Consider the following 16,857-nt stretch of genomic DNA (forward strand, 5'->3'; position numbering starts at 1 on the left):
AATGTAGACGTGTGCAGGTCAGGAGGGTCTGGAAAAAACGTAGATCAGGCCCGTTGCCATCAGCAGCGCAACTGCAAGTGCGGGCAACAGCGTTGGTTCGCTGCCGATAAAGAAGACGACATAGCCGAACGCGCAACCCGCAAGCGCCATGATCTTGGCCCGCCAGGGAATAGCGCCGCGCGCGCGCCAGTCACGCAGCAGCGGCCCGAAGGTTGGGTTGTTTAGAAGCCATGCTTCAAGCCGTGGCGATGACCTGGCGAAGCATGCCGCCGCAACGATAAGAAACGGCGTCGTTGGCAGCACCGGCAGCACCGCACCGATGAAGCCGAGCGCTACGAAGAACATTCCAAGCAATAGATAAAGCGTGCGCAAGCGGATGCCTGATCAGGTTTTGATGTGTTCGGGGCGGAAGCCTAGACCGATCAGCCGTCCGGTCAAATGCGGCAACAGGCGGGAGTGGCCGATGGCGCGCAGAAACGCCGGTGGGCCGCTGCTTTTGCTCTCATCACCCGGTTTGCGGCGGCTGCGCATCATGAGTTGCACCTTTTGCGTTGCCTTGGTTGGAAAGTCGCGGCGCTTCTGCACGGCATGAAGGTCTGCATCAGTCAGCGCGCCAGTGCGCAGCGGAACAGCGAGAATGTTGGCGGCGGCAATGGCATCCTGAATGGCCAGATTTACGCCGACGCCGCCAACCGGCGACATTGCGTGTGCCGCATCGCCAATGCACAGAAGGCCGGGGATCCACCAGGTCTTCAAGCGGTCCATGCGCACGTTCAGCAAGTGCACCTGGCTCCAGTCGGCAATCTCCTCGAAGCGGTCGGCAGGCAGCGGAGCAACGGCGGCAAGCTTGGTCCGTAACGCAGGCAGGCCGGCCGCCTGGGTTTCCGCAAAACCACCTTTGCGAATGACATAGCCGCACTGCCAGAATTCGCCGCGATCAATCAGGATCAAACCTTGGTTGGGTCCACCGTGGCTCATGCCTTTGGCTGGATCGTCCTCCCGGCGCGAAACCTGCATCCACAGCACGTCGACAGATGCACCGAGGTCTTCGACTTCCAGCCCCGCTTCCCGCCGCACCGATGAATTGCGCCCGTCGGCACCGATCACCAGATCGGCAGCGATTGTCTCCGGATTGCCGCTTGCATTGACGATGTGAACGCCGGAGACGCGGCCGGAACTGCGGTCGAGCCCGCTGACCTTCACACCCATGCGCAGGTCGAAGTTAGGGAACGCGCGCGCCTTGTCGGCAAGGAAGCTGAGAAAATCCCACTGCGGCATGAAGGCTATGAATTTGCAGCGGGTGGGCAGACGCGAAAAATCAGCGATGGTCGCCTGCTGGCCGTTGATCTCCGCGTGCAGTTTCACAGCCTGCTGGTGTGGCAGTTTTAGAAACTCATCAAGAAAGCCGAGTTCATGCATCACCTCCAGCGTTGAAGGATGGATGGTGTCGCCGCGGAAATCGCGCAGGAAATCGCCGTGCTTCTCGATGACGGTGACGCGGACACCGGCGCGCGCGAGCAGAAAGCCAAGCATCAGCCCGGCCGGCCCCGCGCCGACAACACAGCATGATTGGCCCGTGGTGGATCCGGTCATTGGTCCGCGTCCCTTCATGTTCGATTGAGCGGCGGCGCCGTAAGTTTACTCCGCATGATAGTCGTCAGGATTTGTCTGCGCTCAAGCGGATTGCCCCATGCAGATGAGCCTGAGATCGCTGCGTTTTGCAATCGCTGTCGCTTAAGCTGTGCAACGTACGGTCGCCACATTCTATATGTTATAATATCCGAAATATTTGCGGTGCTTTTATTGGCGGCGCGGCAGGGGCGTGGCCTAAGGAGTGCCAATCGTACGGACGGTATGGGTAAGGAGATGGAGCTATGAAAACCAGAGGCACGTTGATCGGCGCAGCAGCGCTTGTCGGGTGGGTAAGCATGCCAGCCGTTGCGTTCGAAGCACCGAAGACCATGCAGACGCAGGTGGCGGATCTGGCAGTGTCGCTTAAGAGTACGCCAGCAGCTTCCGCCGGATGCGAGCACGAGCCTGATGGGAAACATCCTGCATCGTGCGCTTGTGCTCGCTGTGCAGCGCCCGCTGCTAGCGAGTGATAGTGTGTGACCTGCGCTCTGGATAAAGGGGGCGCAGCAACCGTGCTGGCTGGCAGATGCTTGACTGTTCTTTGCCCCGACAGATGCCGCTAACCGTGTTGGGGTATTGGGGCCGAAAAGATTATACCTCGGCGCCGGCTTGTTTGAACCACATCAGCACGCGCTGGCGATGCGCATCACCCCAGACCTCGACAAACTTGCGCGTTTGGTCCGACGTCTGATCCGACAGAATTCGGATGCGCTCGGCTATGTAAGGCGCAGTCAGCGGGATGCCGCACTGAACCTCGATGCAGCGCCGCCAGTCGGCATAGGTTGCAAGCTTCATGGGTGCGTTCCTTTTGTAAATCGGCTGCCGAGGGGTTGCCCGGCAGCCTGTGCCCAATTGCGGACGCGGGTTTTCCGCAGCGGGCGCGTGGCCCATCGCTCCCCCTTCTGCATGTCTGTCCCAACCCGGACCGACATGCGCGGTGAGCCAATTCATGCATCCAACCATCACGGCCAAATCCGCGCGCGTGGTGGATGTGATCAATCTTCCTGCCGGTTCTGGCAGGCATGGCAGGTGCCATGTAATTCAATCGTGACCGTTTCGAGCGCGAACGATTTCGCCTGACAGGATTGGTCGAGCAGCGATCCAAGTCCGCACGCGGAAAACTCGTTCACGACGCCACAGCGGTCGCAGATTGCAAATGCCGGCCTGTCACAACAGTGATTGTGACGGCACGAAACGTAGGCATTGAGAGACTGCAGCTTGTGGACATGCCGTTCACGGATCAACCGATCGAGTGCACGGTAAACTGTTGCCGGAGCCATCTCTCTGTCGGTGCGGATGGACGCGATGATCTCATAGGCGCTGATCGGCTTCTCGGCTTTCCGCAAGGCCTCCAGCACGCGTTCGGCATGGGTAGCATTCGATGTTCGGCGCATTGGCTTGTTCATTGCGACTGACAACCGGCGATTGCTGACAAAGGGATGACGATCACTGAGCTGACGGCTGCCGATCGACAACTTTGTTCAGGTGACCTCTTGACGGATGTTATAACATCCGCATCTATGGTGCGCAAGGAGGCCATCCATGGACAACAAACTAACTTCTTTTCTGGCGCAATCCGTCGCCAAAACGGACCGCCGTCTGCCGGTTACGGTGCTTTCCGGATTTCTGGGCGCTGGCAAGACGACGCTGCTCAATCATGTGCTGAACAATCGCGAAGGCCGCAAGGTTGCGGTGATCGTTAACGACATGAGCGAGGTGAACATCGACGCCGATCTGGTGTCCAAGGGCGGCGCAAATCTGTCGCGCACCGAAGAGACGCTGGTGGAGATGTCGAACGGCTGCATCTGTTGCACGCTGCGCGATGATCTTCTGCAGGAGGTGGAGCGGCTGGCGAAGGATGGCCGTTACGATTACCTGCTGATTGAATCGACCGGCATCGCCGAACCGCTGCCCGTCGCCGCGACGTTTGAATTTCGCGATGAGGATGGCCGCAGCCTGCAGGATGTTGCGCGTCTCGATACCATGGTGACGGTTGTCGACGCGGCGAACCTTTTGCACGATTATTCCTCGCAGGATTTCCTGAAAGATCGCGGCGAAGTTGCGGGCGACGAGGATGAGCGCTCACTCGTTGGGCTGCTGGTCGAGCAGATCGAATTTGCCGATGTCGTCGTGCTCAACAAGACGGACGTTGCCGCGCCGGAGCAGGTGGCAATGGCGCGCTCTATCATCCGTGCGCTCAACGCCGACGCGCGCATCATCGAGACCAACCACGGCAACATTGCGCTATCGGAAATTCTGGACACGGGCCTGTTTTCGTTTGATGCCGCGCACCAGCATCCAACATGGTTCAAGGAGCTGAACGGCTTCAAGGATCACCAGCCGGAAACGGAAGAGTACGGCATTTCTAGCTTTGTTTATCGCGCGCGCGGGCCGTTCGAGCCGACGAAGCTGTATGCGTTTTTGAACAAGTCGTGGCCGGGTGTTGTGCGCGCCAAGGGCTTTTTCTGGCTTGCATCGCGCCCTGCGTTCGTCGGGGAGATGTCGCAGGCGGGGCCGCTCGTGCGCACTGAAGCCATGGGCTACTGGTGGGCCGCCGTGCCGCGCAAGAACTGGCCGGAGGATGACGATCTGGTGCAGCGCATCCGCAAGGGCTGGCACGAGCAATGGGGCGATCGCCGCCAGGAGTTGGTCTTCATCGGCACCGGCGAGATGGACCGCGAACGCATCACGGCTGAGTTGGATGCGTGCCTGCTGGATATGCCGTCCGATCAGGCTGTCGACACCGGCGCGTGGTCGCGTCTGCCGGATCCGTTTCCAAGCTGGGGGCGGGAAGCAGCGTGACGATTGAACCGCTATACAAGCGTTACCGCGTTGACGGTGAAGATGACGCGCCGCTCGAAGGGGTGCTCAGTTCTGAGCTTCCGAGCGTCTTGCGGCGTTGGCGTGAGCCGCACTGCCGGCTTGCACTCTGGCGTCGGCGTTTCTCATCCGAGATCGAGGCGCGCTTTGCGCGTCTCGATCTGGAGGACGTGCCATCGCTGCGCCTGATGGCATCGCCTGCCGATGCGGGGCGCCGGATATCGCAGGTGCTAGAGCGCTGCGACGCGCTCGATCCGGTTTTGGCAGCGCTGCTCATCCACGATGCGGCCTATCTCGTGACGCTGTTTGCCAATGCTACCGCTTCGCCCGAGGTTGAGCTGCGGCTAGAGGTGGTAACGGATGATGCATGCCGGAAGTTTCACACCGATGTCACGCTGGCGCGGCTGGTGACCACCTATGTTGGAGCGGGCACGCAGTGGGTGCCGCCCGGTTATGTAGAGCAGGCGCTTGCACAGCAGGAAGACTATCAAGGCCCGGTTTTCTCGATGCCGCAATTTGGCGTTGGTCTGTTCGCTGGCAAAGAGCTCCCGGATAACGCGCTTTTGCATCGCTCGCCGCGCATAAGCGGCAGCGGCTGTTCCCGCCTGTTCCTCTGCATCAATCGCCCGTTTTCGGCGCGGCCGCACCTGCATTGAACAACCTGTCTCTGGCGGCGCAGCTTGAAAATACGCCAACGGAGCAATGGAGACTAAAGAAACCATGGATGCTGTTGTCGAAGATCTGGTGAAGCGGCAGTTGCGGCCAAGGCCGAGCAGGGAAGACGCCGAGGCGGCCGTGCGCACGCTGATTGAATGGGCGGGCGATGATCCAGACCGCGAGGGATTGGTTGGAACTCCGGGGCGCGTTGCCCGCGCCTATGAGGAGTTTTTCTCCGGATACGCGGAAGATCCGGTCGAGATCCTGCGCACGACGTTTGAGGAAACCGCCGGCTACGACGAGATCGTGATGCTGCGCGATATCCGGCTTGAGTCGCACTGCGAACATCACATCGTGCCGATCATCGGCCGCGCGCATATTGCCTACTATCCCTCGCAACGCGTTGTCGGCATTTCCAAGCTTGCGCGGCTGGCGGAGATCTACGCCAAACGGCTGCAGATTCAGGAGGTGCTGACGGCGCAGATCGCCGATGCGATGGAAACGGTGCTGAAACCCAAGGGCGTGGCGATCCTGATCGAAGCGTCGCACCAGTGCATGACCACGCGTGGCATCAAGAAGCCCGGCGTCGTTACGATTACCAGCCGCATGACCGGATGCTTCCGGCGCGAACCGGAAACGCGGGCAGAGTTCTATCGTCTGGTGGCTGGGCGGCCGCTCGATCCGGTTTAGGACGTGCCGCATAAAGCGGCTTTCCGACCTTTCCGGCTCGCCATCGTACTGCTCTGCCAAAGCCGGATTGTCGCCTGACAGGCTTGATAGCCATGTGCCCATGAAGCCCTGAGGCGCATGGGCGTCTTGACGCGCAAGCGCCAGCGACCATTGTGCACCCTCGCGGATTATCGCGAAGACCGACAGGAGCACAACGGGCGTGGGCGCAAGCTGGATCAGGACGACGTGTCCGAAGCCGTCAGAGGATCATCGTGCAGCGGCGGAGCAACGGCAGGGTCAACTGACCAAGCCGCCGGGTTCGCTTGGCGCGCTTGAGCTGCTTGCTGTGCGTCTGGCCTCGTTGCAGGCGACGGAGCGCCCGAGCGGGCAGCGCGCGCCGATCATTCTGTTCGCGGGCGATCATGGCGTCACGGCGCAGGGCGTTTCAGCGTATCCTTCCGATGTCACCGTGCAGATGCTGCACAATTTCGCCAACGGTGGGGCTGCTGTTTCGGTGCTGGCGCGCGAACTGAACGTGCCGCTCACGGTGGTCGATGTCGGCACGCTGGGTGAAGCCGACATCGCCGGTGTCATCAGCGACAAGCCGAGACGCGGCACGCGCGATTTCTCGCGTGAGGCGGCGATGACAGATGCAGAGCTTGCATTCGCGTTCGATGCCGGCAAACGCGCGGTGCAGGGAGCAACGGCAGCGGGCGCCGATCTCGTCATTCTGGGCGAGATGGGCATAGGCAACACAACCTCGGCGGCGGCGATTGCTACTGCATTTCTGGCATGTCGCGCGCAGGACGTCGTCGGCGCGGGCACCGGTCTCGATAACGATGGCATCCGGCACAAGGCGCAGGTGATCGATGCAAGTTTAAGCCTGCACGGATTGGATCGTGGCGAGGCTTCTCCGATTGAGGTGTTGCGTTGTGTCGGCGGGCTGGAGATCACAGCGCTTGCGGGCGCGATGATCGCTGCTGCGCAGCGGCGCATTCCGGTGCTCGTCGATGGCTTCATCGTCACTGTCGCTGCGCTGGCCGCCTGTCGTATCAATCCGGATTGCGTGCCGTGGCTGATCTACTCGCATCGCTCGGCGGAGCGTGGGCATCGTCTGGTGCTGGATGCGTTGGCGGCTGAGCCTATCCTCGATCTCAAGTTGCGCCTCGGTGAAGGATCGGGCGCTGGGCTGGCGTTGCCGGTGCTGCGGCTCGCGTGTGCGCTTCATAATCAGATGGCGACGTTCGAAGAGGCGAGCGTTTCAGGTCCGGTGCCATGAGCGAAGCTGCGGCATCGGTGCTGATCGATCTGATCCGTCACGGCGAGACAGTAACGCCGGGGCGCCTGATCGGCCGCAGCGATCCGCCGCTTTCCGATTTGGGCAGGGTGCAGATCTATCGCCAGACGCAGGGCCGCAATTGGGATGCCATCGTTTCATCACCGCGATTGCGCACGCTTGAACCGGCGCGACTAATCGGGACGGCCCGGAAACTCAGCGTGCGCATGGATGACGATTGGCGCGAACTTGATTTCGGCGCGTGGGACGGGCGCACGCTGGAGGAGCTGCGTGCGGACGCGGAAACGGCGGATGCCTTCATGGCATTCTACCGCTCGGCTGATGCGCCAGCGGCGCCGGGCGGCGGAGAAAGCTGGCATATGCTGGAGGCGAGGGTAGCGGCGGCACTGCGGCGCTTGCTTGATCCGGTGTCCGCCGCCTCAACGCCACTGGAAACTGCGCTGGTCGTCACCCACGCCGGGCCGATCCGCGCGGCGCTGTCGGTGGCGTGCGCCATTCCGTTCGCCAACCTGTGGACATTCCGGATCGAACCGGGAACGCGCATTACGCTGAGGGTTGGCCGCGATGCGCAAGCTGGTCTATGGGGAGAGATCGTTGAGGTCGTCCAGCCATGAACATCAAGGCGCACATCCGGTCGTTTTCCCATGCGCTGCAGTTCCTGACACGGCTGCCCGCGCCGCCGGTTGATGTTTTCGATCCCGCCGATCTTTCCCGCTCTGCGCTGTGGTTTCCGGCTGTTGGCGCCATCGTTGGTGCAATCGTTGCCGCCGCAGTCATGGTGGGCGGACTGGCTTCGCCGTGGATCGGTGCGCTGCTTGGCCTGGTGGCGTGGGTGTGGGTGACGGGCGCGCTGCACCTCGATGGCCTTGGCGATGTCACGGACGCGCTTTCAGGATCGCACCGCTCGCCTGAAAAGCTGCTGCAGATTATGCGCGATCCGCATCTGGGTGCGTTCGGAGCGATTGCCATCGCCCTGCAGCTCATCGCCAAGCTGGTGCTGCTGGCGGAAGTGGCAACGCAGGCGGGCTTTATGCCGCTGATATTGATTGCTGCCTGGGTGCGGTTGGGCGCGCCGGTGTGGAGCCTTGCCGTACCGCCGCTCGCAACGGGTTCGGGCGAGCGCTTCGCATGGCAGATCGATCCGCGATTGATCGCAGCCGAAGCCGCCGTGCTGACACTGATAACGGTGTGGTTTGCGCCCGTGTTGCTGGCGGCGCTGCTTATCATTCCTGCGGTCGCGCTATACTGGCGCTGGCGGCTTGGCGGCATCACGGGGGATTGCCTCGGCGCCAGCATTGAGGTGACCGAAACGTTGCTGCTGCTTCTTCTGGCCGTTTGGATCGCATAGTTTGCGGCACAGAATATCTGACGCGCCCCATGGTATCGATGGGCGTGAAATAGAATATTGGGGGATTTCTGAGATGTCGGAAGCCATCGTCAAACGTATGATGTGGTTTGTATTTCTTGTCGCGGCGAGTATCGTCGCGACGACGGTATTCGCATGCGCATTTCCATTCGCGGCGGTTGCAGCACTGGCTGCACTCGATACCGAATATGAGGATGGCGCGTGGCTGGTTGGCGCCTCATGGCTGGCCAATCAGGCCTACGGCTTCGGCGTGCTCGGCTATCCGCTTGAGCTGCAGGCGTTCGGCTGGGGGCTGTTCATGGGCGCCGGTGCGATTGCGGGCTACTATGCGGCGCGCGCGATTGTGTTGGCACTGAAGCCCTACGGCATGATCGCGATGCTTGCTGCTGCTCTCCCGGTGGCATTCCTTGTCTATCAGGCAGGCATCTATGCTGGCACACTGGTGCTCACGCACGGCGAAGGCGCGTTCCGTTACGATGTCGTGCGGTACGTGGCGACGGTCGAGGTGATTGGGTTCGCGGTGCTGCTGGTTGTGCACCGGATCGCCTTTGCAGCGGGTTTTGTGACGCCGAACGCGATTGAGCGCGCATAACAGTCGGCTCAGTAAACGCCCGTTACTTCAGAATTAGCGGCAGGCCGGCCGCAACGAAAACGACGCGGTCGGCCGCCGCTGCCATGCGCTGGTTCAAGCGCCCCTGCGCGTCTCTGAAGGCGCGGCCGAGCGCGGTTTCCGGCACCAGTCCCATCCCCACCTCGTTCGACACCGCAACGATTGGCGCACGATGGTTGCCGCGCGCAATCGCAGCGATCAGGCGCTCAGTCTCCGCATCGATATCGCGCTCGGCGAACATCATATTGCTGAGCCACAGGGTGAGGCAGTCGATCAGTGTCGGGCCGGCAAGCGTCGGAATAGTTTCCGCGAGCGTCAGCGGCGCGTCCAGCGTCTGCCACTGTTCATCCCGGCGGTCGCGGTGATGGGCGATGCGCTGGCGCATTTCCTCGTCCAGCGCCTCAGCCGTGGCAATATAGGTCCACGGCGCGGGCAGGCGCTTTATCAACTCTTCAGCATAATGGCTTTTGCCGGAGCGGGCGCCGCCCAGCACAAGGGTGAAGCGTGGCGTTTCATCAGTCACGGGCGGGTCCGATCTGCCGCAGAGGTTTTAGCGGCTTTCTTATCGGCCTCCGTTTGTCCCGCGGCAAGGGTAGGATAGAACGGCGGCAGGAGTAGCGTGGCAGCAGGAGCCTCAGAGAAGCGAGATGACCGGCGACAGGCGACACAATCCGCCTCAGTTTGATGACGCGTTCCGCGCGCGTTTGCGGGAGCTTGTGTTCTGGCGCCGCGATGTGCGCCGGTTCCGACCTGAGCCGATTGATGACGCGCTGTTGAGCGAACTGATCGCGCTTGCCTCCCGCGCGCCCTCGGTTGGTTACAGTCAGCCGTGGCGGTTCGTGTTGGTGGAATGTCCTAAGCGCCGCGCGCAGGTGCGGGCCTCGTTTGAACGCGCGAACGCCGATGCGCTTGCGTCCTATGGCGAAGACCGTCGCGGGCTTTATGCGCGCCTCAAGCTTGAAGGGCTCGACGTCGCGCCGGTGCATCTGGCCGTTTTCGCCGATGAGGCAACGGATGCGGGGGCCGGACTTGGCAGCCGCACGATGCCGGAGACGATGCGCTATTCGGTGGTTGGCGCCGTGCAGACGCTGTGGCTGGCGGCGCGCGCGCACGGGCTTGGTGTCGGCTGGATCTCGATCCTTGAGCCGGATGTCGTTTCGGCAGCGCTGGATGTGCCCGCCACATGGAGGCTGGTTGCGTATTTGTGCATCGGCTGGCCGGCGGAGGAGCATCTCGATCCGGAACTGGAGCGCAGTGGCTGGCAGGACCGCGTTGACGTGTCCGGGCTGATCGTCAAGCGCTGACGGCGATTGCACGCCAACGTTCAAGCATGCAGCGTTTACTCAGCTGGCGTCACTCCGCTGGTGCGTGCAACGCTTCCGGCTCCGATTTCGCGCGGCGCATCGAGAAGCGGCGCACCACCACGTAGAAAACCGGCGTAAACACCAGCCCGAACAGCGTGACGCCGATCATGCCCCAGAAAACGCCGGTGCCAAGCGCGATGCGCATTTCCGCGCCTGCGCCGGTGGCGATGTAGAGCGGCACGACGCCGAGCGTAAATGCCAGTGACGTCATAAGGATCGGACGCAGACGTAGGCGGCTGGCTTCCACAGCGGCCGTTACGAGATCACGCCCCTGATCTTCCAGCTGGCGCGCAAATTCGACGATGAGAATGGCGTTCTTGGCTGCCAGACCAAGCAGCACGATGAAGCCGATCTGCGTCAGGATGTTGATGTCCTGACCGTGCAGGCGCACGCCGAACAGCGCGCTAAGCAGACACATCGGCACAATGAGAATGATGGCCAGCGGCAGCGACCAGCTCTCAAACTGCGCGGCGAGCGCAAGGAACACGAACACGACCGACAGCACGAAGATGTAGTAACCGGTGCCGCCGACCTTGACCTCCTGATAGGAAAGATCGGTCCACTCGTAGGTGATGCCCTCGGGAAGTTCCTGCTTGGCCAGCTCCGCCATCATTGCCAGACCCTGGCCGCTGGAAATACCGGGTTTCAGTGCGCCGTTCACTTCCACCGTCGGGAACAGGTTATAGCGCGGCACGCGATCGGGGCCGGAGATGTTGCGGAACGAAATCAGATTGCCGAGCGGCACCATCTGACCCATTTCGTTGCGCACGCGGATGCGGCTGACGTTCTGCGGATCGGTGCGGAAATCGGCATCAGCCTGCGCGGTCACGCGGAACGTGCGTCCAAACATGTTGAAGTCGTTGACGTAGGCCGAGCCGAGATAAACACGCAGCGCTTCGAAGATGGCCTCCAGCGGAACCTTCAGCATCTGCGCCTTGTCGCGATCAACGTCGACGTAAAGCTGCGGTGTGCCGCTGGAATAGCTGGTGAAGACGTTGGAAATGCCAGGCAGCTTGTTGGCTTCGGCAATGAAATCGTCGGCAACCGCCTGGAACTCGGCCGGTGTCATGTTGGCGCGGTTCTGCAGGCGCATGGAGAATCCGGTCTGCCCACCCATGCCGCGCACTGGCGGCGGAACGAACACGGAGGTTTTGGATTCTTCAATGCCGTCCAGCCGACTGCGGATGTCATCAACGACGACATCAATGTCGAGGCCGCGTTTGGCCCGTTCGCGCGCATCCTCGACGATGGCGAAGATCGTGCCGGAATTACTGGCGTTCGATCCGGTTGATCCGGCCCGCCCGGTGTATGCGGAGGTATGCGCGACACCCGGAACTTCGAGCACTATCTTGTTCGCGCGCTGGATCACCTCATCGGTGCGCGGCAGCGATGCACCCTGCGGAAGCTGGATCGAAACGATGATGATGCCGCGGTCCATCTTCGGGATGAAGCCGGTGGGCGTGTGAAACAGCATCCAGCCAGCGATGCCCAGCAACACGGCGTAGAGCATCAGCATCAACGGCGAAATACCGATGATGAAGCGGACGAACACGCCGTAGATTTCTGACAGTTTGTCGAAGACGTAGTTGAACGCCCGGAAGAATGCGTGCACCGGCCACATGAGCAGGCTTTTCTTCTCGTGGCTGGTGTGCGGTTTCAGTAGCAAAGCGCACAGCGCAGGACTAAGCGTCAACGAGTTGAAAGCCGATATGACGGTGGCGGTTGCGACGGTTACAGCGAACTGCTGATAGAACTGTCCCGTGATCCCTGCGACGAACGCGGTCGGCACGAACACGGCGGTAAGCACCAGCGCGATGGCGACGAGCGCGGTGCCCACTTCATCCATCGTCACGCGCGCGGCCTCGATGGGTGACAGACCCTCGGCCAGCTTTCGCTCTACGTTCTCGACGACAACGATAGCGTCATCGACAACGATGCCGACGGCCAGCACAAGGCCGAACAGCGTGAGCATGTTGATCGAGAAGCCCAGCCCCTGCATCACCGCGAAGGTGCCGATCAACGAGACGGGGATGGCGACCAGCGGGATAATCGTGGCGCGCCATGTCTGCAGGAACAGCAGCACCACGATGATCACGAGAAACACCGCCTCGGCGATGGTGATGTAGAGCTCGTCGATGGATTCTTCGATGAACTCGGTCGGGTTATAAACGATCCGATATTCCAGCCCCTTGGGGAAGCGCTCGGCAAGGCGCGCCATCTCGGCTTTGACGGCGTTGGTGGTTTCGATCGCGTTGGAGCCCGGCTGCTGGGTGACGATCAGCACCATCGCGGGGTGCTCGTCCTGATAGCCGTAGGTGGTGTAATTGAGCGCGCCAAGTTCAACGCGGCCGACGTCCTTCACACGCACTACGCGGCCATCTTCGCCGGTTTTCAGGACGATGTTTTCAAATCCGCTTGGCTCAAGCAGGCGGCCCTTAAGCTGCAGCGAAACCTGAAAGGCTCCGACATCACCCTGCGGCGGCTGGCCAAGCGCGCCACCGGCGACCTGCACATTCTGCGAGCGCAGGGCAGTGAGCACTTCCTCGGCCGTCATGCCACGCAGCGCGATGCGCTCCGGATCAAGCCAGATACGCATTGAATACTGGCGGTCGCCGAACAGCGTGACGTTGCCAACGCCCTTGATGCGCGCCAGCTCGTTCTGCACGTTCAGCAGCGCATAATTTGAGACGTAGACGGAATCGTAGGTGTTGTCGGGCGACAGCATGTGCACGACCAACAACAGATCCGGTGAGCGCTTCTCAACCGTCACGCCGTTGCGGCGCACTTCTTCCGGCAGGCGGGGTTCGGCCGATGCTACGCGGTTCTGCACCAGCACCTGCGCCTTGTCGACGTCGGTGCCGATGTCGAACGTAACGCTCAGCGACATGGTGCCGTCGTCGGTCGACTGCGAGTACATGTAGATCATGTCCTCGACGCCGTTGATCTCCTGCTCGACGACGGAGGCAACCGTATCGGCGACGGTGACGGCGTTGGCGCCAGGATAGGTGGTGGTGACGGACACTGTGGGTGGCACAATTTCAGGAAACTGTGCAACCGGCAGTGTCAGGTAAGCGATCGAGCCGACGATGACGATGATGAGCGACAGGACGGTGGCGAAGATCGGCCGGTCGATGAAGAAGCGGGAGAAGCGCATGGGGCTTACCGCCTTACCGGAGCAGGCGGTATATTAGCCGGCGCGCTGCCTGCCTTTGCCTCTGCGTTAGACACGGTGAGAGGAGAGCGGCGCGGATTGATCTTCATGCCCGGACGAACACGCTGTTCGCCGCGCAGGATAACCCAATCCTCCGGCTCCAGTCCCTTACGGATGACACGCAATCCGTTGTCCATCGGGCCAAGCTGGACGGTGCGCCGCACCGGGATATCGTCGTCGCCGACCACATAGACAAAGCGGTTGGCCTGATCGGTGCCGATTGCTTCATCCGGCAGCAGCAGCGCGGTGTATTCAGGCGAGCCCTGCACTCGCACGCGGGCGAACATGCCGGGCGAAAAGAAGCGATCGGGATTGGCAATGACAGCGCGTGCGCGCAGCGTGCCGGTGCCCTGATCCAGACGGTTCTCAAGAAAATCGAGTTTTGCGGTGTGCGGGAAGCCTTCTTCGTCCGGCAGTTCGAGCCCGACGGTGGCGCCCACGATGCCCTGCGCACCTTTGCCCTGTGCCTGCGACATCCGCTGATATTTCAGCGCATCGTTTTCGCTGATGTCGAAATAGATATAGATGGGGTCCTGCTTCACCAGCGTGGTCAGCAGCGTCGAAGCCGATTCCGATCCGCCACCGCTGACGAAATTGCCCGGCGTCACATACGTGCGGCTGATGCGACCCGCGATGGGCGCGGTGATACGCGTGAAGCTGAGTTCCAGCTCGGCCGCCTTCACGCGCGCGTCGCCAATCTTCACCAGCGCTTCAGCGTCACGCAGCAGGTTCTCGCGGTCGTCGAATGCCTTCTTGGAGATGTGCTCACGCTTGAGCAGCGGCAGGCCGCGGTCGACATCCAGCTTTGCGTTGTTGACGCTTACCTTGGCCTGATTGAGCTGGGCCGTGGCTTGATCCAGTGCTCGCTCGAAAGGGCGGGGGTCGATCGTGAACAGCAGGTCGCCCGCCTTCACTTCCTGCCCGTCCTTGAAGTTGACTTCAGTCAAGTAGCCGGACACGCGGGCGCGAACATCCACGCTTTCAACCGCGTCGAAGCGGCCGGTGAATTCATCCCACTCGATGATCTTGCGCGATGCAGGTTGGGCGACGGTCAGCGTCGGTGCCTTCTGGCCGGACGCTGCGGATTTCTGCGCTGGGGCTGCAGCCCCGCTGCCGCTGGCGAAATAGCCCTGCAGCGATTTATTGGCGGTATCGAGCTGCGTTCGCAGATCATCAATGCCCGCGCTTACGGTGCGTCCGCGCACGGGACCATAAGCGACGACGGCAGCCGCTGCGGCCAGGAGGACGATCAGAATGACGTAGCTGGGACGCATTACAACTCACAGATCATGCTGAACCGGCGTGCACCGGAACCGGTCATCCGGCAGATATTACTCGCAAAAAGTAAACTCCATGCCGACAGGCTGTTACGGCAATCTTTCATAACGCCTCGGATTGAAGCTTTTGTAGGCCTTTCCTCCCTGTGCCAGTCGGGCAGCAAAGCAACAGGGGCGGACCCGGCGAAAGCCTGGCCCGCCCCTGTAACGTAGGTCGCGGTTACTTTCCGTCGCGCGCGCCATCGACGCTGAACGCGCCAGGGCCGGCGGCCACGAAATACAGGAAGACGAAGCAGAACAGGATGGCGGCATCACCACCATTGTGCACCGGATAAATGCTGTTCGGTGCATGGGCGATCCAATATGCGAACGCCATCAGACCGCTGAGTACAAACGCGACCGGGCGCGTGAACAGACCAATAAGAAGAAGAAATCCACCAAAGGTTTCAAGTGCGCCAGCAAACCAGGTGAGCTGGAACAGCTCCGGCTGGCCACGCGTGGCTTCGGGGAAATTGAACAGCTTCTGCGTGCCGTGCATCATGAAAAGCCATGCTGAAACAATGCGAAGCAGGCCGAGCAGGCGTGGTGCCCACACGGTTTCGAGTTCTGTTTTAGTCATCCCATGCGCTCCTGTTCTTCATTTTTGATTTGAACAAGGTAGCGTTGTCTTATGTCGCGCTCAACAAATGTGCGCACGGTACTACCAGCGCAAAAGTCGCGATCCGATCAGTGCGCCGATGGCGGCCACAAGCAGAGCTGAAAGAATATACCAGACAGCCAAAAACAGCGGGCTGTCGTCGCGGCAGTACATTGCATAATAGCTGGCCGCGATGCCGGTCGCGGCGAGACCGGCAACCGCGCCGGCAAAGGCTGGCCGCGTGGGCGCGCCTTTTCTTATCGCCATGATCAGCACCAACAACGGCGCGAGAGCAAGAAACGGTATCGTGACGATGCAGCCGTGCGAGTTCATGCCGACCATGGTGCTCAGCCATTGTTCGGCGGGCAGCGCGATGAGTTCGAGAATTATTCCAATAATCAAAATCGCCGGTGCCGCAGCCAGCAGCAGCAGCGGTCCTTTTTGTGTCTGCTCCGGGCGCATGAGCAAGGTCGCTACGGCCAGGGCGGAGACAAACAGAGATAGCGTAAAGGCCCATTTGAACAGGAAGCGCGGATCGGTCAGGGCTGATGCCATGTCGCCGCGAACAGGCAGCCAGGCAAAGAATAGCGCTCCGGTCACCAGTGCAGCCAGCGCGGCGGCGATCCATACAATGCGATGGACCGGGGATGGTGGCACCGCCGTGTCAGCGACCAGCGCATTGATCAGTTCGTCAGTCTTCATGTGCGGTCGTCTTCCCGGTGCAGGGCGCCAAGCGCTTTCAATCCGCGATGTAGGGTGACACGCACTGCAACTTCTTTCATTTGCAACCTTTCGGCCACTTCCTTGATCGACTGGCCATCGATGCTGACAGCCTGCACCACATCGCGCTGTCGTCCCGGCAAACCGTTGACGAGGCGCTGTGCATCCTGGCGATCCAGCTCGCTGCTGTCCTCTTCGGCCGCCAGCGTGCCAATGATTGCGTCTATCGGCACCTGAATGCGTCTGCCTCGGCGGCGCAGTGCATCGATCAGCTTGTGTCGCGCAATAGCACGTACCCATGGCCCAAGTGGCTGCGCCGGGTCCCACGTATTGCGCTTGAGATGCAGCGCAAGCAACGTTTCCTGCAGTACATCCTCGACATCATTTAACGGCGCGCCTGCATGGGCGAAACCGCGCCGGATAGCTGAACGTAAACTTTGCGATAACGCATGTAGCAAGGCGCGATACGCAGCATCGTCGCCAGCGAGCGCCGCTCGCATCTGCTCAGCCCATTCTTCCTCTCGCAGCGTCTGAACCACAAATCGCCCCATAGGCTGTTCGCGGCCCGGTCATGGTTCGTTACAGCACCGCGGCGAG

Annotated in this window: 18 protein-coding genes; 8 read left to right on the forward strand and 10 right to left on the reverse strand. The window is 61.3% G+C overall.

Features of this window, described 5'->3' with window-relative positions; translation table 11 throughout:
* Positions 1-18 precede the first annotated feature (18 nt).
* The 4 genes from QEZ49_RS06485 to QEZ49_RS06500 form a co-directional block, all read right to left on the reverse strand.
* On the reverse strand, positions 19-372 hold the full coding sequence (locus QEZ49_RS06485; RefSeq protein ID WP_068463714.1) for a YbaN family protein: 354 nt from the start codon (positions 370-372) through the stop codon (positions 19-21).
* 12 nt (positions 373-384) lie between these two features.
* Complete coding sequence (locus QEZ49_RS06490) at positions 385-1,593, reverse strand: FAD-dependent oxidoreductase (RefSeq protein WP_280385268.1); 1,209 nt, start codon at positions 1,591-1,593, stop codon at positions 385-387.
* Between the two features lie 630 nt (positions 1,594-2,223).
* Positions 2,224-2,427 (reverse strand): hypothetical protein, encoded by a 204-nt coding sequence (locus QEZ49_RS06495; RefSeq protein WP_280385270.1) that lies wholly within the window; start codon positions 2,425-2,427, stop codon positions 2,224-2,226.
* Between the two features lie 200 nt (positions 2,428-2,627).
* Positions 2,628-3,026, reverse strand: coding sequence for a transcriptional repressor (locus QEZ49_RS06500; protein WP_280385272.1), 399 nt, complete (start codon positions 3,024-3,026; stop codon positions 2,628-2,630).
* A gap of 148 nt (positions 3,027-3,174) precedes the next feature.
* On the opposite strand from QEZ49_RS06500, the gene zigA reads away from it, so the two are divergent.
* From zigA to QEZ49_RS06535, 7 genes are all read left to right on the forward strand, one after another.
* A complete protein-coding gene (gene zigA / locus QEZ49_RS06505; protein ID WP_280385274.1) occupies positions 3,175-4,434 on the forward strand; it encodes a zinc metallochaperone GTPase ZigA in 1,260 nt (419 codons plus the stop codon).
* On the forward strand, positions 4,431-5,108 hold the full coding sequence (locus QEZ49_RS06510; RefSeq protein ID WP_280385276.1) for a DUF1826 domain-containing protein: 678 nt from the start codon (positions 4,431-4,433) through the stop codon (positions 5,106-5,108). Before zigA ends, QEZ49_RS06510 begins: the two co-directional genes overlap by 4 nt.
* Before the next feature lie 64 nt (positions 5,109-5,172).
* Positions 5,173-5,799: a GTP cyclohydrolase I FolE gene (folE, locus tag QEZ49_RS06515; RefSeq protein WP_280385995.1), complete on the forward strand. Its 627-nt coding sequence runs from the start codon at positions 5,173-5,175 to the stop codon at positions 5,797-5,799.
* 199 nt (positions 5,800-5,998) lie between these two features.
* Complete coding sequence (gene cobT, locus QEZ49_RS06520; protein ID WP_280385279.1) at positions 5,999-7,057, forward strand: nicotinate-nucleotide--dimethylbenzimidazole phosphoribosyltransferase; 1,059 nt, start codon at positions 5,999-6,001, stop codon at positions 7,055-7,057.
* A complete protein-coding gene (locus QEZ49_RS06525; protein ID WP_280385281.1) occupies positions 7,054-7,689 on the forward strand; it encodes a histidine phosphatase family protein in 636 nt (211 codons plus the stop codon). Before cobT ends, QEZ49_RS06525 begins: the two co-directional genes overlap by 4 nt.
* On the forward strand, positions 7,686-8,423 hold the full coding sequence (gene cobS / locus QEZ49_RS06530; RefSeq protein WP_280385283.1) for an adenosylcobinamide-GDP ribazoletransferase: 738 nt from the start codon (positions 7,686-7,688) through the stop codon (positions 8,421-8,423). Before QEZ49_RS06525 ends, cobS begins: the two co-directional genes overlap by 4 nt.
* A gap of 73 nt (positions 8,424-8,496) precedes the next feature.
* Positions 8,497-9,033, forward strand: a complete 537-nt coding sequence (locus QEZ49_RS06535) for a hypothetical protein (RefSeq protein ID WP_280385285.1) — start codon at positions 8,497-8,499, stop codon at positions 9,031-9,033.
* A gap of 22 nt (positions 9,034-9,055) precedes the next feature.
* Here QEZ49_RS06535 and cobU read toward each other — a convergent pair whose 3' ends face one another.
* The gene (cobU, locus tag QEZ49_RS06540) at positions 9,056-9,574 is read right to left on the reverse strand and encodes a bifunctional adenosylcobinamide kinase/adenosylcobinamide-phosphate guanylyltransferase (RefSeq protein WP_280385287.1); all 519 of its coding nucleotides are present in this window, start codon (positions 9,572-9,574) and stop codon (positions 9,056-9,058) included.
* 124 nt (positions 9,575-9,698) lie between these two features.
* Between cobU and bluB the strand changes: the two genes are divergently transcribed.
* A complete protein-coding gene (gene bluB / locus QEZ49_RS06545) occupies positions 9,699-10,355 on the forward strand; it encodes a 5,6-dimethylbenzimidazole synthase (protein ID WP_280385289.1) in 657 nt (218 codons plus the stop codon).
* Between the two features lie 49 nt (positions 10,356-10,404).
* Here bluB and QEZ49_RS06550 read toward each other — a convergent pair whose 3' ends face one another.
* The 5 genes from QEZ49_RS06550 to QEZ49_RS06570 all read right to left on the reverse strand — a co-directional run bounded on the left by QEZ49_RS06550 (position 10,405) and on the right by QEZ49_RS06570 (position 16,799).
* Complete coding sequence (locus tag QEZ49_RS06550) at positions 10,405-13,569, reverse strand: multidrug efflux RND transporter permease subunit (protein ID WP_280385292.1); 3,165 nt, start codon at positions 13,567-13,569, stop codon at positions 10,405-10,407.
* A 5-nt stretch (positions 13,570-13,574) separates the two neighbouring features.
* Positions 13,575-14,900 (reverse strand): efflux RND transporter periplasmic adaptor subunit, encoded by a 1,326-nt coding sequence (locus QEZ49_RS06555; RefSeq protein WP_280385294.1) that lies wholly within the window; start codon positions 14,898-14,900, stop codon positions 13,575-13,577.
* Between the two features lie 223 nt (positions 14,901-15,123).
* Positions 15,124-15,522 carry a DoxX family protein gene (locus tag QEZ49_RS06560; RefSeq protein ID WP_280385295.1) on the reverse strand — a complete coding sequence of 133 codons (399 nt, stop codon included), beginning with the start codon at positions 15,520-15,522 and terminating at the stop codon, positions 15,124-15,126.
* 81 nt (positions 15,523-15,603) lie between these two features.
* A complete protein-coding gene (locus QEZ49_RS06565; RefSeq protein WP_280385298.1) occupies positions 15,604-16,242 on the reverse strand; it encodes a DUF1109 domain-containing protein in 639 nt (212 codons plus the stop codon).
* Positions 16,239-16,799, reverse strand: a complete 561-nt coding sequence (locus QEZ49_RS06570) for a sigma-70 family RNA polymerase sigma factor (RefSeq protein ID WP_280385300.1) — start codon at positions 16,797-16,799, stop codon at positions 16,239-16,241. The genes QEZ49_RS06565 and QEZ49_RS06570 overlap by 4 nt, the downstream gene beginning before the upstream one ends.
* Positions 16,800-16,857: the final 58 nt, after the last annotated feature.

Source organism: Hyphomicrobium sp. D-2 (assembly GCF_029872155.1).
In the GTDB taxonomy this organism is placed as follows: Bacteria; Pseudomonadota; Alphaproteobacteria; order Rhizobiales; family Hyphomicrobiaceae; genus Hyphomicrobium_A.